This window comes from Thauera sp. JM12B12, assembly GCF_039614725.1.
Lineage (GTDB): Bacteria > Pseudomonadota > Gammaproteobacteria > Burkholderiales > Rhodocyclaceae > Thauera.
The window spans coordinates 1,334,908-1,361,087 of sequence record NZ_CP154859.1 but is presented as its reverse complement, the minus strand read 5'-3'; the positions used below and the strand labels follow the sequence as shown (position 1 = coordinate 1,361,087).

Below are 26,180 nucleotides of genomic sequence, written 5' to 3'. Positions count from 1 at the left end.
GTGATGGTCTCCTCGGGTCAGAACTGGTACTTCAGCTTGAAGTAGATCTCGTCTTCATACATGGCCGAGCCGATCGGGCCGGCGCGGAAGCGGCCGAGCGGCTCGAAGCCGGCGAGACCACGGGAATAGGCGGTCATCGGGTCAGGATCGCCGACAGGCGCGGTGAACGGCGCCCACGGATTGCAGGCGCGGCAATCGTCGAAGCGACGCGCGCCGGTGCCGACCTTGAAGTTGCCGCCGAAGGTGAGCTTGAGGTCGTCGGTGACGCTCCACTCCACGGCCGGGGCGATCGCGGTCGCCTGCGCCCGGAAGTCACGCGCGACGATCAGCTCGGGGCTGAGGCGGTCGTTCATCATGAAGGCCTTGATCAGCACGGTGCCGATGAAGTTGTCCTTCCAGTCCACCATGCCCACCGGTCCGAGGTAGTTCTGGCCATCCTTCGCGCCGGTCTTGTAGTACTCGTGGTCGAAGATGTGCTGCCAGAACAGCTGCGCCGAGATCAGCGTCGTCCGATGCGGGTTGATGAAGGGGATGAAGGTCGGCCGGTCGACGCCGATCACGCTGCGCCACACGCGGTTGCTCGAGTACAGCTCCGGACGTGCGGTGTTGGCGAACTCCTCGCCCCAGGTCATCGCGCCCTCGAAGCGGAAGGCCGCGCCGAGCGCCTCGGACTGGAAGTCGAGCGAGCCGCCGAGCAGCTTGACGCGCGGGAACTCCATGTCGAAGGAGATCAGATAGGGGTTGGTCTCGCTGTAGACACCGGTGAAGCCGTTGGTGGTGCGCTTGGCGCCGTGCAGCGAGGGCAGCTGCGAGCGGTAGTAGAGCGCGTTGAGCGAGAACGACAGCCCATCCTGGGTGATGCCTTCGAACTTGGCGCCGATCTGGGTGTTGCTCAGGCTCCAGTCGGGCAGGTTGACGTCGCGCAGGCCGATCTGCCCAGGACCGAAGTTGGTCGCGAGCAGGGTGCCGGGTGCCACGTTGGCGAAGTTCGCCACCGTGCCGCCGTTGTCCCACAGGTTGGCCATGCCGCGGAAGAAGCAGCCCGCATCCAGGATGGCGTTCGGCGAGCCGCACTGGCCGAGGTTGTTCGGGCGGAACTTGTCGAAGTTCCACACGATCTGGAAGTTGCGGTCCTGCATCGACTCCGACGGCCCCATGCGCCATTCGGCCTGGGCGATCCACATCGGGATGCGGATGTCCTGGAGCTCGTCGTAGATGTTGTTGCGCGAATAGTCGACCGGGTTGATGACGTCGAGCACGCGGAACAGGTCGGTGCGCCCCCACACCACCTGCTGCTTGCCGATCTTGAGGAACAGATCGGAGCCGTCGCCCAGGGTGAAGTTCTTGCGCACATAGGCTTCACGGATGAAGTCGAGGCGGTCGTTGAACTCGGGCGCCTCGAGCTCGGACAGCTTCTTGTCGCCGTAGCCGCCAAAGTCGCGGCAGCCACGGCCGTCCTTGTCGCAAGGCCGCACCGGCACGCCGAAGGCGACACCGCCGGCGGTCTCGTGCAGGCGGTCGCCGAGCACACGGAAACCGTCGTTGGGGCTGTTGGGGTAGCCTGCACCCGACACGAAGGCGTTGTTGGTCAGGCCCAGCCCGTCGACGACCTCCTTGGTCACCGGCCCGGCGCCATGCGGGGTCTCGATGTACCCACCCGGCGTCGTCGACTGGAGGTTGATCGGCCCGCCCGCGGCCTCGCCATACTGCCCCTTGTTCATCCGGTACACGCCGTCCCAGCTGCCGCGCAGGATGCCGCGGAACGCCCAATCGTCGCCCAGTTCCTTGTCCGCCTCGACCTGCAGCGTGTTGCGGAACTTCGACAGGCCGACGCGATCTCCGGTGCGATCCTTGCCGCGGAAGGCGGTGTGGTTGTCGTAATAGACATCCACCTTCCAGGGCTCGGCCTCGCTCCCGAGCTCGGGCAACTGCTGGGCCAGCACCGGCATGGCCAGCGCACAGCCGGTCACGAACGCAAGCAGCTTGAGCGCTGGCGGCCGACGAGTTTCTTTCTTGCTCATCTGTTTGTCTCCTACCCTTTTCTCATTTTCCGGACCTGCAGCGTCCGGTCCCCTGTGAAGCCTGTCCGGTACGTCACCGCACAGGCAGCAAACACCGTGATCGCGCGCCCGGCCTAGACCTCGAGGACGCCGTCCTCGTCGTAGTGGGCCGCCGTGACGAACTTGGGCTTGAACACGACGCACCAGCTCGGGACGATCAGCACGGCCGCGATCGCATTGACGACCAGCATGTAGACCAGCAGCAGCGCTGCGTCGGACTGGAACTTGAGATCGGACATGAAGATCCACAGGATCACCCCGGCGATCAGGGTGGCAGCGGTGAAGGAGACGGCCGAGCCAGTCGTGGCCACGGCCTTGATCACCGCCTGCTTCATGTCTCCGAGGGTGGCGTACTCCTCGCGGATGCGGTCCATGAAATACACCGCGTAGTCGATGCCGACGCCCACGCCCACAGCGATCACCGGCACGGTGTTCACGCTGATGCCGATCCCGATCGCGCCCATGTATGCATAGGTCATCAAGGTGGCGAACAGCATCGGCAGCACCATCAGCCAGCCGGCGTGCAGCGAGCTGTAGTAGATCGACACGATGACGAAGGCGAGGATCATCACCGCGGGGATGATGATGAGGTGGTCGGTATGCAGCGCCTGGTTGGCCGCCGCGGTGACGCCGATGATGCCGCCGCCGAGCTCGATGTGCAGGCCGGGCACCTCCGCCTCGATGATGCGGGCGCCTTCCTCGGCCAGCGCGACCACGCGCTCGATGGTGTCGGCCTGATGGTCCTTGTAGTAGAAGACCATGTTGGCCTCGTTCTCCTGGGCGTTGATGAACTCCTTCAACGCCCCCGGAATCGGGCTCGATGCCAGATAGGCGAACATGAGGCCACCGATCTCGTCGGCGCTGTCCGGCAATTGCATCCAGCGCGGATCGTCGTTGTGGGTCAGCTTGTTCACGACCCGTACCACGCCCGGCAGGGCCTTCGTTCCGCCCAGCGACGGGTCGGACATCATGTGTGCCTGGAAGCGCTCGATGGCTGCCATGACCTCTGGACGCTTGATGCCGCCCGGCTCGTCGGTACGCGCCAGCACGTGCAGCTCTTCCGAGCCCGGAAAGCGCTCGTTGATCGCGGTGGTCGACACGTTGTAGTCATGGTGGCGGTGCAGCAGCGGCGAGCCCGGCTCGGTGTCGCCCATCTTGACCAGCCCCAGCATGTACAGGCCGCCGATGGCGCCGATCAGGGTGAGGATCAGGATGGAGCGGGCGCCGCCGTCGGTGCCGCCCGTCTTGGCCATGGCGCCGCCGAGGATCGCGGGCATGAAGTCGTTGGAGTTCTCGGTCTTCTTCGGCGCCGGCAGGACCGACAGCGCCAGCGGCACCATGAAGTGCACCGTGAAGATCACCGAGATGCCCCAGAAACCGGCGGCGATGCCGAGCTTGTGGTTGAAGGGCGCGGCGCCCAGCACCAGTACGGCGAGGCCGACCGCATCGACGATGATGGCCAGTGAGCCTGGACGGAAGAGCGCGTCCAGCGCGTTCCGTGCCGCCCGCTGGCCGTCCTTCACGATCGCGAGCTCCTCGTAGTAGCGCGCCACCAGCTGCACGCCATGCGAGGTCGCACGCGCGGCGATGAGGAAGGGGATGGGCAGGGACAGCGGCTCGAGGTTGATCCCCATCAGCGCCATGAAGCCCAGACCCCAGACGGTCGACAGCGCGATGCCCAGCATCGGCAACGCAATGCCGTACAGCCTGCGGAAATAGACGATCAGCAGCAATGCGAGCAGCATCAGGGTGAACACCATGATCTCGATGATCTGCCCGAGGTAGGTGTACACCCAGCCGGTCAGCACCGGGTTGCCGGTGACGTGAATGCGGTGGCCGGGGGTCGCCAGCTTCTCGCGCACGGCCTGCAGGGCGGCGAAGGTGGCGGGATAGTCGATGTCGCCCTCGTTGAGCTGCGCCTTGATCAATGCCGCCTTCAGGTCGGGCGACACGAGCAGGCCGTACATCGTCGGGTTGGCGATGACATCCTTCTTGAGCTGCTCGAGTTCGGCGACCGTTCGGGTGGGCTGCTGCGGGTCGTAGTAGGACTCGGAGGCGAAGCTGCCCTGCTCGTCGAGGAAGATCTTGCGCGCCGTACGGTGGGTGAGGCTCGACACCAGGTTGTGATTGACCCCGGGCAGGTTGTCCACGCCCTGCGTCGCGTCGTGGATCAGGCGCAGCGTCTGGTCGTTGAAGATCGTGCCCTGCTCGACCTCGACCGCCATGACGATCATGTTGGCGCCGCCGAAGTTCTCCTTCAGGCGGTTGTAGGTCTGAATGTACGAGTGGTTCTGCGGCAGCAGGTCGGAGAAATCGGTGAACACCCGCAGCTTCGGCAGGGCCATCCCGAAAAGGAGCGAACCCACCAGGATGAGGGCGAGGACGATCTTCGGGTTTGCGAAGATCCACTCCTCGGCGATATGGAGGCGGTGGGTGATGGAGTGACGCATCTTGCTGACCAAGTTCGTATCCCCCTCAGTTGGTCTGCGAACCGATCACGCGCACCAGCCCGCCAGGGCTGCCGGCGATGAGCGCGGATTGACCGGGAAGCGTGGCGCCGGCACCGAAGAACGCCGGTAGCGGGTCCGGATAGGGGACGGGCTGCCAGTGGTCGCGCTCCAGCCGCGCCACCATGCCGCCGGCACCGACGCCGTGCGGCACCTGGCCGTGGAGGAACAGGCGATAGAGCGGAACCTGCGCGTTGTTGGTCTGCCTGACCCAGGTCTGGCCGCCGTCGGACGTGTGCAGCATCTGGCCCGCCAGCCCGCTCACCCAGCCTTCCTGCGGGGAGATGAAGAGGGCAGCGTAGGGGTAGAACTCGTTCGGGATGGGCTCGCGACGCACCCAGGTCGCGCCGCCGTCGGTGCTCACCGCGACCAGCCCGAACTCACCGAGGGCGATCGCATTGTCCGCATCGATGAACTGCAGCGCAGTGATCTGGGCATCCTCCTCGAGGTCGATCCCGCGCCAGGTCTTGCCCTGATCCGCCGAGTGGGCGATGTGGGCATGCGTGCCAGCGACCCACCACCCGCCCTTGGGGTCGCAGGCGATGGTGAGCGGAACCTCGGGGGCCTCGAAGGCGGCGGAGGCGGCGCTGCCGCCATCGGCACTGACGGCCCACACGCGCCGATAGAAGTCGAGGGCGATGAAGCTGCCGTCCGGGCACTTGACCGAGTCGATCAAGGACGCGCCGGCGAGCGCCTTGCGCTCCCAGGTCTGGCCGGCATTGCGCGAGATCAGCAAGGTCCCCGCCTGGGTACCGGCGATGACCGTGGCGTCGTTCGCGCTCAGCGTCTGAATGACGTGATAGCGCTGCAGCGGGCGTTCGGCGTGCGTGCGCACGGCAGACAGATCAGCCTGCGCCTGGCAGCCCGCGATCAGCAGGGCGCACGCGGCGGCAAGCAAGCTCGAACCGGAAGGTCCGATACCAGCGTGGTTCATGGTCTCCTCCTCGACGGGGGCGCTTCGCCCCCGAGACCGGCCCCTCGATGAGGGCCGTTTTGTTTTCTGCGGCGGTGCGGCGAGCGAATCGCGGCAACACCTGAGCGTCCTGCGACCGCAACGGCGCGCAGGCCAGTTCGAAGAAGCGCGGGATCAGCCCCGCGCGGCTCTCATATCTTCTTGAACAGCGGACTGCGCACCTGCTGCACGTCGGCAGCGGAGAAGAACTTCTCCATGAAGATGTCGCGCTCGAACAGGCGCCCCTGCATCAGTGCGGTGATGCAGGCGTCGATCATCAGCGGCGGACCGCACAGGTAGGCCTTGTGCCCGCGGAAGTCGTTGTTGAAGTGCGCCGTCGCCGCCTCGTGAACGTAGCCGCGGAAGCCCGCCCAGTCGGAATCGGCAGGTTCGTCCGAAAGCGCCGGGACGTAGGTGAAGCTGGCATGCTTCTCGGCCAGGGCGAGGAACTCGTCGTGGTAGTAGAGTTCGGCGCGGTTGCGCTGGCCGTACACCAGGGTCATCGGCCGCGTGTCCCCTGCCTCGAGCAGGTCGAGGATCATCGAGCGCGGGCTGGACAGTCCGGAGCCGCCGGCCATGAAGATCAGCGCCTCGGGCGCCGACTTGCGCACGAAGAAACGGCCATAGGGGCCGGAGAGGCGAACGCGCTCGCCAACCTGCAGCTGCTCGTGGATCCAGGTGGTGCCCCGGCCACCGGGCACGATGCGGATGTTGAGTTCGACCTCGCGGCCGGTTGACGGCGGATTGGCCAGCGAGAACGCACGGCTGTACTCGCCCCCCTCGAGGAAGAAGTTGATGTACTGCCCGGCCTGGAAGTGCATCGGCTCGTCGGTCTCGATGAACACCGCCTTGATCGTGGGCGTGAGCGCCTCGATGCGGGTCACGGTGCCGGGGAAGTCGCGCACGGGGATCGACTCCGCGTCCGCCTCCTCCTCGATCTCGGCCTCGATGGTCACGTCGGACTCGAGGCGGGCGCAACAGGCCAGGGTCTTGCCCTCGTCGCGCTCGAAATCCATCAGCGCGAAGCTCGAGGCCTCGCCATGATCGACCTCGCCGTCGAGGACCTGCACCTTGCAGGTGGCGCACAGGCCGTGACAGCAGGCGTGGGGCAACCAGATCCCCGCGCGCAGGGCAGCGTCGAGGATGGTCTGGCCGTCCTCGACTTCGATCGTCTGGCCGATGGGCTCAATGGTCAGTTCGTAGCTCATGGGGTGCGCTTCCCTTCTTGTGATTCGTATGCCGGACGCGCAGGGCGCAGCGCGCGAACGCAACGCCCCGCCTGCAGCCGATCAGTTGCAGGAACCCTTGATGCCGTTGAGGCCGGGCGTGCGGAAGCGGATCACGTCCTTGTGCCTGAGGCCGTTCTCGGCCAGCGACTTGTCGAAATCCGGGGCGAAGGGCTTTCCGGACTTGAGCCACTCCACCTTTGCCCAGTCGATCCGTGCGAAGTCGGGGTGGTAGCCGAAGGCGGCCTGCATCGGCCCGGAGACGACGTCGCCGAAGCGCATGGTCGCCGGGAACGGGAAGCAGAACGGGGCGCAGAACAGCAGATGGTCTTCCCAACCGATGTAGAGCAACTGCGCGCCGTGGAACTTGTCCTGGGTGTCGGCAGGCGCGAACTCGTACTTGGAAATGGCGGCTACAGCCATGTCATGTCTCCTGATGTCTTGTCGTCCGCCGCGGACCCTCGGGGGTCCGCGGCATCGATGGCTCAGATGTTCTTCGTCGCCTGGCCGCGCCACTCGGCGAAGTTCTTCTTGTCTTCGGAAATGTCGAAGTCGAGGTTGTCGCGACCATGCTCGAGGTTGTAGTACTTCAGTACCGCGGCGAGCGGGTCGAAGCCTTCGACGGTCGGGTCGGTGCCCTCGGGGAAGCAGTTGCCCTGGTAGATCTGGTGCACCGGCAGCCAAGCCTGGACGTACTTCTCCGGCTCGTGCTCGAAGATCTCCTTGCAGTGGTCCGAGCAGAAGTGATACTTGTCGCCCTTGTAGTCGACCTCGCGGTAGCAGATCTTGGTCGGGTCGCCCGGCTCGGTGAACAGCATCGGGATCTGGCAGGTCTGGCACAGCATGGGCAGCGTCTTGTTGTAGAAGCGGTTGCCCTTGGCGGCCTGCTCGCGCCAGAACTCGTAGCGCGGGCGATAGAGCTTGTCGAAGCTCTCCGGATACTTGCTCGACAGCCACGCCATCTCGTCCTCGTCGGGCATCCAGGTGTGGAAGTTGGCGGCGGCGGCGTAGTTGTAGAAGGTGCTCCAGGCCTGGTGCGACAGGTGGTCCTTCTCGAGCGCGATCTGCTCGGCGCACTTGGGCATGGTGATGCCGTAGCGGGCGAGGTCCTTGAACAGCGCACCGCCGTTCTCCTCGAAGTACACCTCCCAGGCTTCCTTCCAGCTCATCGTGCGCTTGGGCAGCATGTAGTCCATCATCATCGCCACCAGGGTCAGCACGCGGTAGCCGCGCCAGGTCCACTTGTCGATCCAGCGCTGCACGATCGGCACGTTGGCCGGGTCCTGCTCGAGGATGAACTTGATCACCTCCAGGCCCAGCGTCATGTGGCGTGCTTCGTCGGACTGGGCCGAGAAGCCGAAGGTCATCGTGCCCATGTCGCCGTTGTAGGCGGCGCCCGAGACGAAGGGCACGAACAGCAGGTTGGTCAGTACGTACTCGAACGAGAAGCCGATCGACACCATGAACTCGAACGGGCCGGCGGTGATGGCGTCGTCGAAGAAGCTCTTGGGCACCGACAGGAACCACACGCGGTCATGCATGTGATGGAAGTCGTGCATGCCGTTGTAGTACTTGTTGTAGTTCGAGATCGCGTGCACCTGCGTCTGCGCATGGCGGATCTCGTCGAGCGACTGCATCAGGCAGGCCACCCGCGGGCCGGGGCCCGGGAAGGCACGGCCGGCGTGGGCGAAGCCGCGGTGGGCGACGTACTCGAGCGGGCTGATGCCGCTGATGAAGAGCTTGACCGTGTTGATGTAGCGCGCGTCGGTGACGTTGAGGTGGCCGTTGTTCTGGTTGAAGGCGTCGATGATCGCGTACAGCTTGCGCTCCTTCTCGGCCTGGTACTTCCAGTAGGCGTCCATGGTCAGGCGGAAGGGGTCCTCCCACTTGTCCCAGTCGTGGATCTTGATCCCCTCGTAGGCGATGTAGGGGTAGATGTCTTCCATCTTCTGGTACGACGGGGTCCAGTCGAGGCCCCGGGTCATCACCGAATAGCGCTCTTTCAGGCCGAGCTTCTTCTTGGCAACTTGCATGTCCATCGTCTTGTCTCCTCGGGGTCTCAGGATTTCCAGAACAGGGTGATCTCGTCGTCGGTCTGGTCGAGGTTGCCCGACATGGTGATCATGTTGACCTGCAGCTCCTGCAGGTCGTAGTCGCGACCGATGAGCTCCTCGATCGTCTCGCGGCGGACGACCAGGCGGCCGTCGGCGTTGATCTTCACCATCGCCGGCTGCTCATCGACGACAGCGCCCGGGTTGTCCTGCAGGATCGCCTCGATGATCGGGCGGGTGTCTTCGTTGGTCTGCAACGCAAGGAATACGGTCGACATGGATGCTCCGCTCAGAGGGTGACGCCGGCCTTGGCCATGCGTGCGTTGAATTGCTGGACGACTTCGCCGAGAACCTCGTCCGAGCGCTCGCCCACCGCGATGCGGGCCACCGGCAGCAGGGCCGAGGCTGCGCGGTCGCTCCAGTGACGCAGCCAACGGGCCATGATTTCCTTGTTCTCGGGGGACTCCGCCGCAGCGATCTTGACCGTGGCATCGACCCACTTCTTGGTCTCGGCGAACCAGTCGGTCATGAACTGGGTGAGCATCGCCACCGGCGTGCCGCCCTGGGACGAGAGCACGTCGTCGACGATGGTTTCGTACACGAGGGGATAGAGCAGGCCGTCGAGCGCCGCGTTCTGGGCCACGAAGAGCTCGACCGGGTCCTTGATGACGAAGGAGTCCTCGACGTAGCGACGCAGGCCCTGCCAGGTGTCGTCGTCCATCCAGGCACGCTTGGCCTCGTCCAGCGACTCGACGTCACCGAGCAGGAGGCCGACGCGAGTCAGGTACTGGGCGATGCCCAGCTGGTCCATCGCCTGGTAGATGTGCGGCTGCGAGAAGCCGGTGCCGTAGCTGTACGCACACACGCTCGCGTTGTTCATGTTCGAGCCCCAGGCCACGTGGCGCAGCGGTAGCAGCAGCTTGAGCACGGTATCGCGCACCGACTCGGGCAGCGTCGCCGCGAGCCCGCGGTTCTCGACGAAATCGAAATTGGCTTCGGCGGTGTCCTGCTGCTTGGCGCGCGCCATGGTGTAGGCGCCGTAGTAGAACTGGCGCGGATCCTTGAAGGCGTACCAGTCGGCCATCTTGATCGCAGTGCGCGAGGCATCGTAGATGTCGTGCGCGGGATCCCAGGTCGGCCGGTAGTGGAAATTGGCCGTTTGCTGCATGTCCAGCGTACCTTCCTGGTAACGCGACGCCGGCTTGTCGCCACCGATGCGGCGGGCGACGTTGTCGAAGGTGTGGCGCAAGGGCTTGATCGATACCGTGCGCAGGTCGATTTGCATGTCTTCTCCTCCTGTGGTCTTGCGGGCGATTCAGCGGAATCGCTGATGGGTTGCGTCGTGCAGGCTCCAGCTCATGCCCGATTCGTCGGCCTCCGGCTGAGCCTCGCGCGGTCCGAGGTGGATCACCGCGTTCGCCGTGCAAAAAGCCTCGTAGGCATCGGCGGGAAGGAGCATCTCCGCGAACAGTTCAGGCTCGCCTATCGCGAACTCGAACTCGACGAATCCGTCGGGCCGGCGCTCGATCAAGCGCACGAACTTCCGATCGAGGTCGATACCCGGCTGCGCTTGCTCCATGTTTCGGTCTCCTTCCCTTTGATGAACCAGGTCTTGCTCTGAGACCTGATCTAACAAGTTCCATGCCAACTCGACAGAACCCGCTATTCTCGGGGAATCATTTCCTCTCTCGAGATTTTCTCGCCCATATACGCACCTTATTCATTGATCAGATGATCAACTGAGAATCTCACTTAATCATTTGATCACTTCTGTTTATTGCCCTGCAGCAATCCGCGCCCGAAAAAAAACCGGCGGGCACAAGCCACGCCGGTTCATTGCAATGTCGCTCGCTCTCTTTCTCTAGTCGCTCGCAGGCAAGCCGCCCTTGCCCATGACTGCCGAGGTCCCCGCACACACCGCCCTCAGCATCTTCCCCACCACGCGCAGACGCAGGTCCGAATCAGCAAGAAGCCGGCACGCCAGTACAATCCCGTCCCTTTCCTCCTGCTCACTGATGCAAGCTCGGCTCATCTTGCGTGTGTGGTACTGCCCCTCGACCACCTGTACCTTGCAGACGCCGCAACCGCCACCACGACACCCCACGGGAATCCCCTTGCGGCCAAGCACCTCCATCGCGCGCAGGACGTTTTCGCGACCATCGCTCCGCACGATCTCGCCAGTGTCCTCGATCAGAATCGAAAATCGCTCACCCATTTCTCCTCCCTGGCCGATCAGTGCTGTTTGAATGCAGGTACCACGCACCCGAGCGAAACGCCAGCAAATTGCTCCGAAGCGTTTTCTTTTTCTCGAGATTTTGCATATCATCACACACTTGCAGGGCCGCTGCACGCCCCCCCGCTCAGTCGGTTAATCTAGCAATGGAACTCAGTCGGCCAAGGCCGCACAGCCCGCCACAGAACGGGCGACCAAACTATCGGAGGAGCACCGCTTGAAGGCCATCCACTACCCGGAGAGCAGCGATCTACACAAGCTTCTGAGATTCGCAGCCGAGGATGGCCTCATCTGGCTGGGCGAGCACCGCATGTTGCTTCTGCATGCGGGAGCGCTCTCGGAGCTGCGCAAGGAGCTGGTCAACTCTCTAGGACAGGAACAGGCGCGGCGGATCCTCACCCGGATGGGCTTCGCCTCCGGCGTTCGCGATGCCGAGCTCGCGCGCCGGACGCGTGGCCTGGAGTGCCTCGAGGACGCCTTTGTGGTGGGGCCCCAGCTGCACATGCTTGAAGGCTGCGCCAAGGTCGAGCCCGTCAGCCTTCACATCGAACCCGAGACCAACGATTTTGCCGCCGAGTTCATCTGGCGCCACTCATGGGAGGCCGAGGCGCACGTCCAAGCCTTCGGCGAAGTCGAGCATCCGGCCTGCTGGATGATGATCGGCTACGCTTCAGGCTATACGAGTGCCTTCATGGGAAGCTTCATCATGTACCGCGAGGTCGCGTGCTCGGCAACCGGAGCGGACCATTGCCGCATCGTGGGCCGTCCGGTCGATCAATGGCCGGACGCGGATGAACTTCGCCCGTATTTCGAAGCCGATTCGATCGTCGGCCGCCTGCTCGAGCTGCGCGAGGAGATCGAGATCATGCGCCGCTCGATCGCCTGCCCCCGCCGCACCCCCGACCTGATCGGCAACTCCGCAGGCTTCAAGCACGCTTACGACCTTGTCGCTCGCGCTGCCGCCACCACGGTCACGGTCCTGCTGCTTGGCGAGACCGGGGTCGGGAAGGAGCGTTTTGCGCGCACGCTGCATGAGATGAGCGCGCGCAGCTCCGCCCCTTTCGTCGCAGTCAACTGCGCCGCACTGCCCGATGAGCTGATCGAGTCGGAACTCTTCGGTGTTGAACGCGGCGCCTTCACGGGCGCTCATGCCTCACGCGCCGGCAAGTTCGAACGCGCAGACGGAGGCACCCTGTTCCTCGACGAGGTCGGCGAATTGCCGCTTCCCGCCCAGGCAAAGCTCTTGCGCGTCCTCCAGGAAGGCGAAATCGAACGTCTCGGTGACGAGCGCACACGCAAGGTCAATGTCCGCCTCGTCGCTGCCACCAACGTCGATCTTCAGAAGGCAGTGAACGCGGGTACGTTCCGCCGCGATCTGTATTACCGCCTGAACGTATACCCGGTGACGATCCCGCCGCTTCGCGAGCGCACCGCAGACATCCCGGCGCTGGTCGAGGCTATGGTACGCCGCTTCGAGACACTGCACGGCAAGCGCCTCGCCGGTATCGGGGACAAGGCGATGCGCGCGCTGAAAACACATTCGTGGCCCGGTAATGTGCGCGAACTGGAGAACGTTCTCGAGCGCGGAGTCATCCTCGCGCCACCCAACGGACTGATCGAGGTTGAGCATCTCTTCCTCGGCTCCGCCCCCGAATCAATTCCCCAGCACCGCCTCGGTCAGGCAGGGCAACTCGAGGCCCAGCAGAGCGCCGAAACCGTCGATCTGCCGGGCGCAGTGCTCGACGCGGGGATCAATCTGGAGGCGTTCGAGCAGATCCTCCTCGAACGCGCAGTCGAGCGCGCCAACGGCAACCTGGCTGCAGCTGCGCGCCTCCTCGGGATGACACGGCCGCAACTTACGTATCGCTTAAGGAAGAACCGGAGCACGGACGCGGCACGCTGAGCGCGGCGGCCTACACGGACACGGAGGGGCCATGTTGGATTGAGTGCTCGCGCATTCCCGCTTTTTTGTTCCGATTGTGCAAAAGCGAACGCCCCGCACATTGGACATGTACGGGGCGTTGTATGGGGTTAGTCTGACGATGACCTACTTTCACGAGGGCGGACCTCACTATCATCGGCGCATGTGCGTTTCACGGTCCTGTTCGGGAAGGGAAGGGGTGGTTCCACACGGCTATGGTCGTCAGACTTTGACTTGTTCTCTGCGTTGATTTGCAGAGCAAAGATTGGAAGAAGTGAGTTGTGTGATTGTCTGGATTGCGTGTTTTGGCAACCAGAGAGTCGAGTTCGTTTTGTTTTGAAGGTTATAGGATCAAGCCACACGGGCAATTAGTACCGGTTAGCTGAACGTGTTGCCACGCTTACACACCCGGCCTATCAACGTTGTGGTCTTCAACGACCCTTCAGGGGGCTCGAGGCCCCGGGGAAGTCTCATCTTGAGGCGAGTTTCCCGCTTAGATGCTTTCAGCGGTTATCTCTTCCGCACATAGCTACCCGGCGATGCGACTGGCGTCACAACCGGTACACCAGGGGTGCGTCCACTCCGGTCCTCTCGTACTAGGAGCAGGCCCTCTCAAACTTCCAGCGCCCACGGCAGATAGGGACCAAACTGTCTCACGACGTTTTAAACCCAGCTCACGTACCACTTTAAATGGCGAACAGCCATACCCTTGGGACCGGCTACAGCCCCAGGATGTGATGAGCCGACATCGAGGTGCCAAACTCCGCCGTCGATGTGAACTCTTGGGCGGAATCAGCCTGTTATCCCCAGAGTACCTTTTATCCGTTGAGCGATGGCCCTTCCATACAGAACCACCGGATCACTATGACCTGCTTTCGCACCTGCTCGACGTGTGGGTCTCGCAGTCAAGCCACCTTTTGCCATTGCACTATCAGTACGATGTCCGACCGTACCTAGGTGACCTTCGTACTCCTCCGTTACCTTTTGGGAGGAGACCGCCCCAGTCAAACTGCCCACCATGCACGGTCCCCGACCTGGATTCACAGGCCTGGGTTAGAACCTCGACGACACCAGGGTGGTATTTCAAGGATGGCTCCACCAGAACTAGCGTCCTGGCTTCATAGCCTCCCACCTATCCTACACAAGTCCCGTCAAAGTCCAATGCAAAGCTACAGTAAAGGTTCATGGGGTCTTTCCGTCTAGCCGCGGGGAGATTGCATCTTCACAAACATTTCAACTTCGCTGAGTCTCAGGAGGAGACAGTGTGGCCATCGTTACGCCATTCGTGCAGGTCGGAACTTACCCGACAAGGAATTTCGCTACCTTAGGACCGTTATAGTTACGGCCGCCGTTTACCGGGGCTTCGATCAAGAGCTTGCACCCCATCACTTAACCTTCCGGCACCGGGCAGGCGTCACACCCTATACGTCCACTTTCGTGTTTGCAGAGTGCTGTGTTTTTAATAAACAGTCGCAGCCACCGATTCTCTGCGACCCCGTTCCGCTCCGGCCGCGAGGGCCTTCACGTACCAGGGGCATACCTTCTCCCGAAGTTACGGTATCAATTTGCCGAGTTCCTTCTCCTGAGTTCTCTCAAGCGCCTTGGTATTCTCTACCAGCCCACCTGTGTCGGTTTGCGGTACGGTCACTCTATGACTGAAGCTTAGAGGCTTTTCCTGGAAGCTGGGTATCACTCACTTCGGATCCGAGGATCCTCGTCATCACGCCTCATCTAAGCCACGCGGATTTGCCTACGCAGCACGACTACACGCTTAAACCACCTATTCCAACAGATGGCCGAGCTAACCTTCTCCGTCCCCCCATCGCATCATAGAGCGGTACAGGAATATTGACCTGTTTCCCATCGACTACGCATTTCTGCCTCGCCTTAGGGGCCGACTCACCCTGCGCCGATGAACGTTGCGCAGGAAACCTTGGGCTTACGGCGAGGGTGCTTTTCACACCCTTTATCGCTACTCATGTCAGCATTCGCACTTCCGATACCTCCAGCATCCCTTACGAGACACCTTCGCAGGCTTACGGAACGCTCCCCTACCACGTGTCAAAGACACATCCGCAGCTTCGGTTCATGGCTTGAGCCCCGTTACATCTTCCGCGCAGGACGACTCGACTAGTGAGCTATTACGCTTTCTTTAAAGGGTGGCTGCTTCTAAGCCAACCTCCTAGCTGTCTATGCCTTCCCACCTCGTTTGCCACTTAGCCATGCATTTGGGACCTTAGCTGGCGGTCTGGGTTGTTTCCCTCTTGACACCGGACGTTAGCACCCGATGTCTGTCTGCCGTATATCACTTTGCGGTATTCGGAGTTTGCTATCGCGGGGTAGATCGCAATGACCCCCCCAACGATTACAGTGCTCTACCCCCGCAAGTGTCCGTACGACGCACTACCTAAATAGTTTTCGGGGAGAACCAGCTATTTCCGGATTTGTTTAGCCTTTCACCCCTATCCACAGCTCATCCCCTAACTTTTCAACGTTAGTGGGTTCGGACCTCCAGTACCTGTTACGGCACCTTCATCCTGGCCATGGATAGATCATCCGGTTTCGGGTCTACGCCCAGCAACTCTGACGCCCTTATCAGACTCGCTTTCGCTACGCCTCCCCTACTCGGTTAAGCTCGCTACTGAACGTAAGTCGCTGACCCATTATACAAAAGGTACGCAGTCACCCCTTACGAGGCTCCCACTGTTTGTATGCATGCGGTTTCAGGATCTATTTCACTCCCCTCCCGGGGTTCTTTTCGCCTTTCCCTCACGGTACTGGTTCACTATCGGTCGATCACGAGTATTTAGCCTTGGAGGATGGTCCCCCCATCTTCAGACAGGATTTCTCGTGTCCCGCCCTACTTGTCGCACGCTCAGACCCGCCACCGGCTTTTCGCATACGGGACTATCACCCTGTATCGTCGGACTTTCCAGACCGTTTTGCTAAGCTGATGGTTTAGTCGTGCAGGCTGCTCCGCGTTCGCTCGCCACTACTTGCGGAATCTCGGTTGATTTCTGTTCCTCGAGCTACTTAGATGTTTCAGTTCGCTCGGTTCGCCTCCTCAGACCTATGTATTCAGTCTGGGATACCCCTTGCGGGGTGGGTTTCCCCATTCGGACATCGTGGGATCAAAGCTCTATTGCCAGCTCCCCCACGCTTTTCGCAGGCTTACACGTCCTTCATCGCCTGTGATCGCCAAGGCATCCACCACATGCACTTAGTCGCTTGATCCTATAACCTTGGACCCTCTCCGATGTTGCCATCTCGAAGGCCCGCGTACAGGAACGAACTCGTTTGTGCGATCAAGACTGTGCTGACTACGCAGCCTTGATCAATGCAATCACACAACTTGCAGTACGCACCGGCTCGGTACGTACTACACTTCTTCCACTTTGTTAAAGAGCGAACCTCTACACCCGGCAACCGAAGCTGCCGACCAAGAAGTAAGAGATACCGCCATCGCAACCGATGCCCGCCATCTCTTACTTCTCGAACCTGTTCCCTGGACAGTACTGGTGGAGCTGGTCGGGATCGAACCGACGACCTACGGCTTGCAAAGCCGCCGCTCTCCCAGCTGAGCTACAGCCCCATACTGCTTCGAGCAACCAATTGATTGGTGGGTCTGGTTGGGTTCGAACCAACGACCCCCGCCTTATCAAGACGGTGCTCTAACCAGCTGAGCTACAGACCCTCTCATCCGAGGCTCTTCGCCTGAACAACCGATAAGTTGTGGATACTTGGCCGTCGATGGCCTGTTCTCTTGAAAGGAGGTGATCCAGCCGCACCTTCCGATACGGCTACCTTGTTACGACTTCACCCCAGTCATGAATCTCACCGTGGTAAGCGCCCTCCCGAAGGTTAAGCTACCTACTTCTGGTGAAACCCACTCCCATGGTGTGACGGGCGGTGTGTACAAGACCCGGGAACGTATTCACCGCAGCATGCTGATCTGCGATTACTAGCGATTCCGACTTCACGTAGTCGAGTTGCAGACTACGATCCGGACTACGATCGGCTTTAAGGGATTGGCTCCACCTCGCGGCTTGGCAACCCTCTGTACCGACCATTGTATGACGTGTGAAGCCCTACCCATAAGGGCCATGAGGACTTGACGTCATCCCCACCTTCCTCCGGTTTGTCACCGGCAGTCTCACTAGAGTGCCCAACCAAATGATGGCAACTAGTGACAAGGGTTGCGCTCGTTGCGGGACTTAACCCAACATCTCACGACACGAGCTGACGACAGCCATGCAGCACCTGTGTTCTGGCTCCCGAAGGCACCCTCGCCTCTCAGCAAGGTTCCAGACATGTCAAGGGTAGGTAAGGTTTTTCGCGTTGCATCGAATTAATCCACATCATCCACCGCTTGTGCGGGTCCCCGTCAATTCCTTTGAGTTTTAACCTTGCGGCCGTACTCCCCAGGCGGTCGACTTCACGCGTTAGCTGCGTCACTCAGTGCATTGCTGCTCCGAACGACTAGTCGACATCGTTTAGGGCGTGGACTACCAGGGTATCTAATCCTGTTTGCTCCCCACGCTTTCGTGCATGAGCGTCAGTACAGGCCCAGGGGGCTGCCTTCGCCATCGGTGTTCCTCCTGATATCTACGCATTTCACTGCTACACCAGGAATTCCACCCCCCTCTGCCGTACTCTAGCCTTGCAGTCACAAACGCAGTTCCCAGGTTAAGCCCGGGGATTTCACATCTGTCTTACAAAACCGCCTGCGCACGCTTTACGCCCAGTAATTCCGATTAACGCTCGCACCCTACGTATTACCGCGGCTGCTGGCACGTAGTTAGCCGGTGCTTCTTAGTCCGGTACCGTCATCCACACGCTATGTTAGAGCGTGCGATTTCTTCCCGGCCGAAAGAGCTTTACAACCCGAAGGCCTTCTTCACTCACGCGGCATGGCTGGATCAGGCTTGCGCCCATTGTCCAAAATTCCCCACTGCTGCCTCCCGTAGGAGTCTGGGCCGTGTCTCAGTCCCAGTGTGGCGGATCATCCTCTCAGACCCGCTACGGATCGTCGCCTAGGTGGGCCTTTACCCCACCTACTAGCTAATCCGACATCGGCCGCTCCAATCGCGCGAGGTCCGAAGATCCCCCGCTTTCTCCCTCAGGACGTATGCGGTATTAGCGTAGCTTTCGCTACGTTATCCCCCACGACATGGGCACGTTCCGATGCATTACTCACCCGTTCGCCACTCGCCGGCAGGCCGAAGCCCCCGCTGCCGTTCGACTTGCATGTGTAAAGCATGCCGCCAGCGTTCAATCTGAGCCAGGATCAAACTCTTAAGTTCAATCCAGCAAAGTACTCAAAATACTGACTTTAATCAGCATGAGCACCAATCATTGTGAAACCAGTCGCCAAAGCGACTCGACCACAACAACCAAGCACCCACACTTATCGGTTGTTCAATTTTTTAAAGAACCGCTGCATTCGCTGCAGCAGAGAAGCGAGATTATGATCAGCTATCCAACCACTGTCAAGCATCTTGCGAATCTTTTTTTACCGCCGCCCCGGAACAAACCCGAAACGCTGACCCGCACAACACCCGCCTCGCTTCTCCCTCCACCGCCGCCTCGCCTTCCGAAGAACCGCTGCAGCGCTGAAGAGGTGCGCATTATAGACACCCAAAAAACAACGTCAAGAAAAAAGAAAACAAAAAAAATCTATGGCGGAACAAGCTGAAATGCCGCATCCAGTCCGACCGCAGGACAGGCGCCGAGAGGCGGCGGGACAAACAGTGAAGCAACGCACAATCCGCTGCTGAAAGACCGAGCCCGCTCACTGCACCTGGTATGCAATGAGCCTGTAGCCGGCCTCCTGCGCCAGAGTCTCCACCGGGCGCAACCTGACGACGGTGCCGGCCGCGCGGAGGAACAGTGGCTCCGCGAGTTCAGGGGCGCTGCCCAGACTCACGAACCGGACCACCCCGCCCTTCTCAGGCGTGTCGCAAAGGATGCCCTCGACAGCGAGCTCTCCATCGTCGATCGCAGCCAACACGGGCGTGCGCGCCAAAAGCTCCACGCCCAGGCCGGCATGATTCGGCCACATTCGCAGCCGTCGCACGATACCGAGCTGCCAGCCGGCACCATCCACGAAATGCACGCCCAGCAGCTCTCCGATGTCCGGCCACGCTCGCGTGGGGTCGCTGTCGGCAAGGATATAGAGCCCACTATGGCTGAAGTCGAGGGCCTTCCACGAGCGCGATACGCCCAATGGCTCGCCGCGCACGACAGCGAGACAAGCGGCAAATCCGCGCGCCACCATAACGCCTGCATCCTGCGCGTAGCGACGTCGATTGCGCAAAGGAGGTTGGGCGGACCACTGCGCGCGAAGGTAGCTCAGCGCGGGACGCAACTCAGCTGCCGGTAGCGCACCGAGCGCGGCTGGCACTCCGCCGCCTGCTTCGAGCTGCGCCGCGAAGCCCGCAAGCAATTCATCCGCCGCCCAAGGCGCGAAATGCCACTCGCCAGCTTCCTGCTCACCCCTACGTCGAACTGGGATTGCGCCACGAGCCGGAAATGCGACGTACTGGGGGGCCTGTGACGACTTGCGGGTGAGTTCGAGGAACGGAAGACTCAGATCGACCAGCTGCACGAGCACCACAGCCATGTTCAACTCGACCTGATCGAGATTGATACTGTGGTAGGCGACCGCCCGCAGGTACTCGCGCGCAATGCCAGGAACGTCACCACCGACAAGGCTCGCACTGGCCTCGGGGGTGGCGGTGAAGAGCTGCCCAAGACGGGCCCACAGAACCTCGTCGGGACTGAAGCGATCGCACGCCGACCACTTCATGGCTTCGACGACACTCACCGCCAGCCGATGGCGAACGGTATCGATACCCGCCGTGCTCTGCGACGGAGACAAACACCAATAGGCATCGCAAACGGCCAACGAGGCGTCGCGAGCGCCGGCGAGCCAGCGCGACCACCAGACCGCGTCGTGCGCCGCCCGCTCGCCGCGGGGCTTGATGCCGAGCGGAGCGGAGATCTCGATCGCGTGACGCAACGCGTCATCGAATCCGGAGACGATATGAAGCCCCGCCGCTTCCGCCTTGAGACTGCCAGGCTTGTAGATCGCACGTAGCGTGGCGGTGGCGGCCTCAAGTCCGGCGACGGCGTCACCGCCGCCTGCAAGAACACCGGCGGGCGTGAAGTCGAGGGATCTTCCAGGGTCTTCCACTATCCAGTCTCCACGGCCGGTGCTTGTGCCGACCAGGCCGGATGGGTGCAGAGTCGCATGAAGTTTGTAAGCACTTGCAAGATTCTGCGCCGAAGCCAGACTTGATGTCCACATCATATCGAGCGCAAAAGGCGCGCTGGCGCCTCGACCACGCCAGGCCCAAGACGCGCACGCTCCTGGCACTCGACGCTGCGGCCGGTCACTCCACGCCCGGCCGCCGGGGGCATTTCCGAGCACTCGGCAACGGCGCCGGCAAGCCGCTGCGCAAGGTCATTGTGGATAGAATTGCGTCTTTTACCCGGAGCGCCCCGTGCGTCAGTACCTCGACCTCATGAGCCATGTGCTCGAACACGGCGATCGCAAGACCGACCGGACCGGTACGGGCACCCTGTCGGTGTTCGGCTGGCAAATGCGCTTTCGCCTGCAGGACGGCTTTCCTCTTCTGACGACGAAGAAGCTGCACACGCGATCGATCATCCACGAGTTGCTCTGGTTTCTGCAGGGCGACACCAACATTCGCTACCTGAAGGCGAACGGTGTCTCGATCTGGGACGAATGGGCCGACGAGAACGGCGAACTCGGTCCGGTATATGGCAAGCAATGGCGCCGCTGGCAGACGGCCGACGGCCGCAGCATCGACCAGATCAGCCGGCTAGTCGATGGCATCCGACACAACCCCGATTCGCGCCGTCATCTGGTGACGGCATGGAATCCGGGCGAAGTCGACAACATGGCGCTCCCGCCCTGCCATGCCCTGTTCCAGTTCTACGTCGCCAACGGGCGGCTTTCCTGCCAGCTCTATCAGCGCAGTGCCGACATCTTCCTTGGCGTGCCCTTCAACATTGCGTCGTACGCCCTGCTCACCCACATGGTGGCTCAGGCCTGCGACCTCGAGCCAGGTGACTTCGTGTGGACCGGCGGCGACTGCCACCTCTACCTGAACCATCTCGAGCAAGCGCGCGAGCAACTCACGCGCGAGCCGCGCCCCCTTCCCCGCCTCCGTCTCAATCCGGCGGTCAAGGATGTGTTCGCGTTCCGCTTCGAGGATTTCGTCCTCGATGGCTACGACCCTCACCCCCACATCAAGGCCCCCGTCGCAGTATGAACAAGACGCCTGAAATCGTCATCGTCGCCGCCCTTGCCCGCAATGGCGTGATCGGCCGCGACAACGACCTGCCCTGGCGGCTCAAGGCCGACCTGCAGCACTTCCGTGCGCTAACCATGGGCCATCCGATCATGATGGGCCGCAACACCTGGACCTCGCTCGGCCGCCCCCTGCCCGGGCGACGGAACCTGGTCGTCACCCGCGATCCGGCCTTCAGCGCAGAGGGCGCCGAGGTCTTCGGCAGTCCAGAGGCCGCGATCGCGGCGGCCGGAGAGGTCGACCGGCTCTTCGTGATCGGCGGCGCGCAACTCTATGATGCGCTCCTGCCGCTGGCCCAACGCCTCGTGCTCACCGAAGTGTGGGCAGATGTGCAAGGCGACGCCCATTTCCCGATCTTCGACCGCAGCGACTTCATCGAAGAGCGCCGCGATCCGCGCGTGGCCGACGCGGACAACGAGTTCGACTTCGACTTCGTCGAGTACCGCAGGCGCTGATACCCGAAGCGTCGCCACGCATCAACGACAAGGGCCGCATGCAGCGGCCCTTGTCGCATCCAGCCCCCAAACGTGGGCGGGTGATCAGTCCTGGACGCAATCGACGTGATAGCGCCCATCCTCGCCCTTCACCAGGCCGTGGATGTCGGTCTCGAAGCCGGGGAAGCGGGCGTTGAAATCGCGCGCGAACTTGAGATAGCGCACGATGGTGGCATTGAAGCGCTCGCCCGGAATGAGCAGAGGGATCCCCGGCGGATAGGGGGTGACCAGCATCGCGGTGACGCGTCCCTCGAGCTCGTCCAGCGCCACGCGCTCGATCTCGCGGTGCGCCATCTTGGCGAAGGCATCGGCGGGCTTCATCGCTGGCACCATGTCCGAGAGGTACATTTCGGTGGTCAGTCGCGCAACGTCGTGATCCTTGTAGAAGCTGTGGATCTGGTTGCACAGGTCCTTGAGCCCGACGCGCTCGTAGCGCGGGTGCTTGGCGATGAACTCGGGCATCACGCGCCACAGCGGCTGATTGCGGTCGTAGTCGTCCTTGAATTGCTGCAGCTCGGTCACCATCGTGTTCCAGCGCCCCTTGGTGATGCCGATGGTGAACATGATGAAGAAGGAGTAGAGACCGGTCTTCTCGACGATGATGCCGTGCTCGGCGAGATACTTGGTGACGATCGCCGCCGGGATCCCCGTGTGCTCGGCGAAGTCGCCGTCCATGTTGAGGCCCGGAGTGATGATCGTTGCCTTGATCGGGTCGAGGATGTTGAAGCCCTCGGCGAGATCGCCGAAACCGTGCCAGCGCTCGCCCGCCTTCAGCGTCCAGTCCTCGCGGCTGCCGATGCCTTCCTCGGCAAGGAACTCCGGCCCCCACACCTTGAACCACCAGTCGTCGTCGCCGAACTCGGCATCGACCTTGCGCATCGCGCGGCGGAACTCCACCGCTTCCGACAGGGATTCGTTGACCAGCGCCGGGCCGCCCGGCGCCTCCATCATCGCCGCCGCCACATCGCAGGACGCGATGATCGCGTACTGCGGCGAGGTCGAGGTGTGCATCAGGTAGGCTTCGTTGAAGATGTCGCGGTCGAGCCTGCGGGTCTGCGAGTCCTGCACCAGGATCTGCGAGGCCTGGCTCAGGCCGGCCAGCAGCTTGTGGGTGGATTGCGTCGAGAACACCATCGACTCCCGGCAGCGCGGGCGATCGGCGCCGATGGCGTGATAGTCGCCATAGAAGTCGTGGAAGGCGGCGTGCGGCAGCCAGGCCTCATCGAAATGAAGGGTGTCGATCTCGCCGTCGAGCATGTCCTTGATGGTCTCGACGTTGTACACCACGCCGTCGTAGGTCGACTGGGTGATGGTCAGGATGCGCGGCTTCTTGTTCTTTGCCTCGCGCGCGAACGGGTTGGCCTCGATCTTCTTCTGGATGTTCTCGATCGCGAACTCCTCCAGGGGAATCGGACCGATGATGCCGTAGTGGTTGCGCGTCGGGGTCAGGAACACCGGCACCGCGCCAGTCATGATGATCGAGTGGAGGATGGACTTGTGGCAGTTGCGGTCGACGACGACGATGTCGCCGGGCGCGACCGTGGTGTGCCACACCATCTTGTTCGAGGTCGAGGTGCCGTTGGTGACGAAGTACAGGTGGTCGCAGTTGAAGATGCGCGCCGCATTGCGCTCGCTTGCGGCCACCGGGCCGGTGTGATCGAGCAGCTGGCCGAGCTCGTCGACCGCGTTGCAGACGTCCGCGCGCAGCATGTTCTCGCCGAAGAACTGGTGGAACATCTGCCCCACCGGGCTCTTCAGGAAGGCGACGCCGCCCGAGTGCCCCGGGCAATGCCAGGAGTACGAGCTGTCGGCCGCGTAGTGCGTGAGCGCGCGGAAGAAGGGCGGCGCCAGTGAATCCAGGTAGTTCTTCGCCTCGCGCACGACGTAGCGCGCGATGAACTCCGGCGTGTCCTCGAACATGTGGATGAAGCCATGCATCTCGCGCAGCACGTCGTTCGGGATGTGGCGCGTGGTACGCGTCTCGCCGTGCAGGAAGATCGGGATGTCGGCGTTGCGGAAACGGATCTCCTCGACGAAGGCGCGCAGGTCGGCGATCGCCTTGGCCGAGGCTTCTGGCGAGGAAAACTCCTCGTCGTCGATCGACAGGATGAAGGTCGAGCCACGGCTCTGCTGCTGCGCGAACGAGGTCAGGTCGCCGTAGCTGGTGACGCCCAGCACCTCCATGCCCTCTTCCTCGATCGCCTTGGCGAGCGCGCGAATCCCCAGCCCCGAGGTGTTCTCCGAACGGAAATCCTCGTCGATGATGATGATGGGGAAATGGAATCTCATCCTGGTCGTCTCCAGCGGGGTCCTTGCGGGACGGAAAAAGAGGAAGTGTAACGCCCTCACGTTGCCCGGGCGTTACCGAAATTGAATCGGGAAAAGCACAAGGGGCCGTCAGGCGGCCCCATGGTTCGATTGCACGGCGTCGGCGCTCAGATCTTCGGCAGCGTCACGCCGGTCTGGCCGAGGTACTTGCCGCCACGGTCCTTGTAGGACGTCTCGCAGACCTCGTCAGACTCGAAGAACAGCATCTGCGCCACGCCCTCGTTGGCGTAGATCTTGGCCGGCAGCGGCGTGGTGTTGGAGAACTCGAGCGTCACGTGCCCCTCCCACTCGGGCTCGAGCGGAGTCACGTTGACGATGATGCCGCAGCGCGCGTAGGTGCTCTTGCCCAGGCAGACGGTCAGCACGCTGCGCGGAATGCGGAAATACTCGACGGTACGGGCCAGCGCGAAGGAATTCGGCGGAATGATGCACACGTCGCCCGTGAAATCGACGAAGTTGCGCGCATCGAAGTCCTTGGGGTCGACGATGGTCGAGTTGATGTTGGTGAAGATCTTGAATTCGTTCGCCACGCGCACGTCGTAGCCGTAGCTCGAGGTGCCGTAGGAGACGATGCGACCGCTGTCGTTGCTGCGCACCAGCTCCGGCGCGAACGGCTCGATCATGCGGGCCTGTTCGGCCATGCGGCGGATCCACTTGTCGGACTTGATGGACATGGGCGCGTTTCCAGCGGTTGCGTTGCGACCGGCGGCCGGTCGGAAAAGCGGCGTAGTGTAGGGCAAGCGCCGCGGGGGCGAAAGCCTTCGCCCCCGCTTTGTTGCTGCAGTGCAAAGCCGGCGCGCCGCGCGCGCCATCCGTTGCCGGCGACGTCCTCGCGCCGGCTGCCGCCGGCGAGCGCGTGCCCCCGCTGGTTCAGCTGTTCTTGATGACGATGTTCGGGAACTTGTGCGTCATGTCCTTCGCCCGCTCGGCGATACGCACGGCGACCTTGCGCGCGATCTGCTTGTAGGTCGATGCGATGCGCCCCTCGGGGTCCGCGACCACGGTCGGTGTGCCGCCGTCAGCCTCGGTGCGGATCTGGATGTCGAGCGGCAGCGCGCCCAGAAAGGGAATCCCGAAGTCCTGGCACATCTTCTCACCGCCGCCCTGGCCGAAGATGTGTTCTTCATGGCCGCACTTCGAGCAGATGTGGATGCTCATGTTTTCGACCACGCCGAGGATCGGCACGCCGACCTTCTCGAACATCTTCACGCCCTTGCGCGCGTCGAGCAGTGCGATGTCCTGCGGCGTGGTGACGATCACCGCCCCGGTCACCGGCACGCTCTGCGACAGTGTGAGCTGAATGTCGCCGGTGCCCGGCGGCATGTCGATGACGAGATAGTCGAGGTCGTTCCAGGCGGTGTCCTTGAGCATCTGGTTGAGCGCCTGGGTGGCCATCGGACCCCGCCACACCATGGGCGTGTCCGGATCGATCAGGAAGCCGATCGACATCGCCTGGATGCCGAAGGCCTCGAGCGGAATCATGGTCTTGCCGTCGTCCGACACCGGACGCTGGTCGCCGATGCCGAGCATCTGCGGCTGCGACGGACCGTAGATATCGGCATCGAGGATGCCGACGCGCGCGCCCTCGGCCGACAGCGCCAGCGCCAGGTTGACCGCGGTGGTGCTCTTGCCCACGCCGCCCTTGCCGGAAGCCACGGCGATGATGTTGCGCACCCCCGGCAACAGCTTGACGCCCTGCTGCACCGCGTGGGCGACGACCTTGCTCGTCACCTTGACGTCGACGCGCTCCACGCCCGGCAGCTTGGCGACCACCTCGCTCAGCAGGGCCCGGATCGGCTCGTGCTGGCTTTTCGCCGGGTAACCGAGTTCGACGTCGAAGCTCACCCTGCCGCCCTCAACCGCGAGGTTGCGGATGCTGCGGCCCGCCACGAAATCCTTGCCGGTATTCGGGTCGATCACCTGCTTGAGCGCTTCGGTTACGGTTTGCTGGTCAAGACTCATCGCGTTGTCCTCGAAAATCGGTGCACCCGCTGCGGGGTGAAAGCGGCAGAATCATACCGGAGCGGGCGAATTGACTCACCCGCGATCTAAGCAGGGTTATTGCCCTG

Annotated in this window: 18 protein-coding genes, 2 tRNA genes and 3 rRNA genes; 4 read left to right on the top strand and 19 right to left on the bottom strand. The window is 62.4% G+C overall.

Going from position 1 to position 26,180, the window contains the following annotated elements:
• Positions 1-17 precede the first annotated feature (17 nt).
• From AAG895_RS06055 to AAG895_RS06010, 10 genes are all read right to left on the bottom strand, one after another.
• The gene (locus AAG895_RS06055; protein ID WP_345794625.1) at positions 18-2,021 is read right to left on the bottom strand and encodes a DUF1302 family protein; all 2,004 of its coding nucleotides are present in this window, start codon (positions 2,019-2,021) and stop codon (positions 18-20) included.
• Positions 2,022-2,134: 113 nt separating this feature from the next.
• A complete protein-coding gene (locus AAG895_RS06050; protein WP_345794624.1) occupies positions 2,135-4,510 on the bottom strand; it encodes an MMPL family transporter in 2,376 nt (791 codons plus the stop codon).
• Positions 4,511-4,535: 25 nt separating this feature from the next.
• Positions 4,536-5,501 (bottom strand): YCF48-related protein, encoded by a 966-nt coding sequence (locus AAG895_RS06045; RefSeq protein WP_345794623.1) that lies wholly within the window; start codon positions 5,499-5,501, stop codon positions 4,536-4,538.
• 170 nt (positions 5,502-5,671) lie between these two features.
• Entirely contained in the window at positions 5,672-6,727 is a 1,056-nt protein-coding gene (locus tag AAG895_RS06040; protein ID WP_345794622.1) for a phenol 2-monooxygenase domain-containing protein, read from the bottom strand.
• An 81-nt stretch (positions 6,728-6,808) separates the two neighbouring features.
• Positions 6,809-7,168, bottom strand: a complete 360-nt coding sequence (locus AAG895_RS06035; protein ID WP_345794621.1) for a phenol hydroxylase subunit P4 — start codon at positions 7,166-7,168, stop codon at positions 6,809-6,811.
• Between the two features lie 62 nt (positions 7,169-7,230).
• A complete protein-coding gene (locus AAG895_RS06030; protein WP_345794620.1) occupies positions 7,231-8,784 on the bottom strand; it encodes an aromatic/alkene/methane monooxygenase hydroxylase/oxygenase subunit alpha in 1,554 nt (517 codons plus the stop codon).
• A 20-nt stretch (positions 8,785-8,804) separates the two neighbouring features.
• Complete coding sequence (locus AAG895_RS06025; protein ID WP_004265988.1) at positions 8,805-9,074, bottom strand: MmoB/DmpM family protein; 270 nt, start codon at positions 9,072-9,074, stop codon at positions 8,805-8,807.
• An 11-nt stretch (positions 9,075-9,085) separates the two neighbouring features.
• Positions 9,086-10,081, bottom strand: coding sequence for an aromatic/alkene monooxygenase hydroxylase subunit beta (locus AAG895_RS06020; protein WP_345794619.1), 996 nt, complete (start codon positions 10,079-10,081; stop codon positions 9,086-9,088).
• Positions 10,082-10,111: 30 nt separating this feature from the next.
• On the bottom strand, positions 10,112-10,375 hold the full coding sequence (locus AAG895_RS06015; RefSeq protein ID WP_345794618.1) for a phenol hydroxylase subunit: 264 nt from the start codon (positions 10,373-10,375) through the stop codon (positions 10,112-10,114).
• Positions 10,376-10,657: 282 nt separating this feature from the next.
• The gene (locus AAG895_RS06010; RefSeq protein WP_345794617.1) at positions 10,658-11,122 is read right to left on the bottom strand and encodes a 2Fe-2S iron-sulfur cluster-binding protein; all 465 of its coding nucleotides are present in this window, start codon (positions 11,120-11,122) and stop codon (positions 10,658-10,660) included.
• A gap of 124 nt (positions 11,123-11,246) precedes the next feature.
• Here AAG895_RS06010 and AAG895_RS06005 point away from each other — a divergent pair, with 124 nt between their 5' ends.
• Positions 11,247-12,932, top strand: a complete 1,686-nt coding sequence (locus AAG895_RS06005; RefSeq protein WP_345794616.1) for a sigma 54-interacting transcriptional regulator — start codon at positions 11,247-11,249, stop codon at positions 12,930-12,932.
• A 131-nt stretch (positions 12,933-13,063) separates the two neighbouring features.
• Here the strand turns inward: AAG895_RS06005 and rrf are convergent.
• The 5 genes from rrf to AAG895_RS05980 all read right to left on the bottom strand — a co-directional run bounded on the left by rrf (position 13,064) and on the right by AAG895_RS05980 (position 18,253).
• Positions 13,064-13,177 (bottom strand): 5S ribosomal RNA (rrf, locus tag AAG895_RS06000).
• A 120-nt stretch (positions 13,178-13,297) separates the two neighbouring features.
• Positions 13,298-16,184, bottom strand: a 23S ribosomal RNA gene (locus AAG895_RS05995).
• Between the two features lie 282 nt (positions 16,185-16,466).
• Positions 16,467-16,542 (bottom strand) — tRNA-Ala (locus AAG895_RS05990).
• 25 nt (positions 16,543-16,567) lie between these two features.
• Positions 16,568-16,644: transfer RNA gene (locus AAG895_RS05985), tRNA-Ile, on the bottom strand.
• 72 nt (positions 16,645-16,716) lie between these two features.
• Positions 16,717-18,253, bottom strand: a 16S ribosomal RNA gene (locus AAG895_RS05980).
• The 16S, 23S and 5S rRNA genes sit together here with 2 tRNA genes alongside, the layout of an rRNA operon.
• Positions 18,254-18,291: 38 nt before the next feature.
• Here AAG895_RS05980 and AAG895_RS05975 point away from each other — a divergent pair.
• The gene (locus AAG895_RS05975; protein WP_345794615.1) at positions 18,292-18,645 is read left to right on the top strand and encodes a hypothetical protein; all 354 of its coding nucleotides are present in this window, start codon (positions 18,292-18,294) and stop codon (positions 18,643-18,645) included.
• Between the two features lie 96 nt (positions 18,646-18,741).
• Here the strand turns inward: AAG895_RS05975 and AAG895_RS05970 are convergent, their stop codons facing one another.
• Positions 18,742-20,145, bottom strand: coding sequence for a hypothetical protein (locus AAG895_RS05970; RefSeq protein ID WP_345794614.1), 1,404 nt, complete (start codon positions 20,143-20,145; stop codon positions 18,742-18,744).
• A gap of 310 nt (positions 20,146-20,455) precedes the next feature.
• Here AAG895_RS05970 and AAG895_RS05965 point away from each other — a divergent pair, with 310 nt between their 5' ends.
• Positions 20,456-21,250, top strand: coding sequence for a thymidylate synthase (locus AAG895_RS05965; protein ID WP_345794613.1), 795 nt, complete (start codon positions 20,456-20,458; stop codon positions 21,248-21,250).
• Positions 21,247-21,744, top strand: coding sequence for a dihydrofolate reductase (locus AAG895_RS05960; protein WP_345794612.1), 498 nt, complete (start codon positions 21,247-21,249; stop codon positions 21,742-21,744). The genes AAG895_RS05965 and AAG895_RS05960 overlap by 4 nt, the downstream gene beginning before the upstream one ends.
• Positions 21,745-21,828: 84 nt before the next feature.
• Here AAG895_RS05960 and AAG895_RS05955 read toward each other — a convergent pair whose 3' ends face one another.
• The 3 genes from AAG895_RS05955 to apbC all read right to left on the bottom strand — a co-directional run bounded on the left by AAG895_RS05955 (position 21,829) and on the right by apbC (position 26,073).
• On the bottom strand, positions 21,829-24,072 hold the full coding sequence (locus AAG895_RS05955; protein ID WP_345794611.1) for an arginine/lysine/ornithine decarboxylase: 2,244 nt from the start codon (positions 24,070-24,072) through the stop codon (positions 21,829-21,831).
• A 146-nt stretch (positions 24,073-24,218) separates the two neighbouring features.
• On the bottom strand, positions 24,219-24,785 hold the full coding sequence (gene dcd / locus AAG895_RS05950) for a dCTP deaminase (protein WP_345794610.1): 567 nt from the start codon (positions 24,783-24,785) through the stop codon (positions 24,219-24,221).
• Between the two features lie 196 nt (positions 24,786-24,981).
• On the bottom strand, positions 24,982-26,073 hold the full coding sequence (gene apbC / locus AAG895_RS05945; protein ID WP_345794609.1) for an iron-sulfur cluster carrier protein ApbC: 1,092 nt from the start codon (positions 26,071-26,073) through the stop codon (positions 24,982-24,984).
• Positions 26,074-26,180 lie beyond the last annotated feature (107 nt).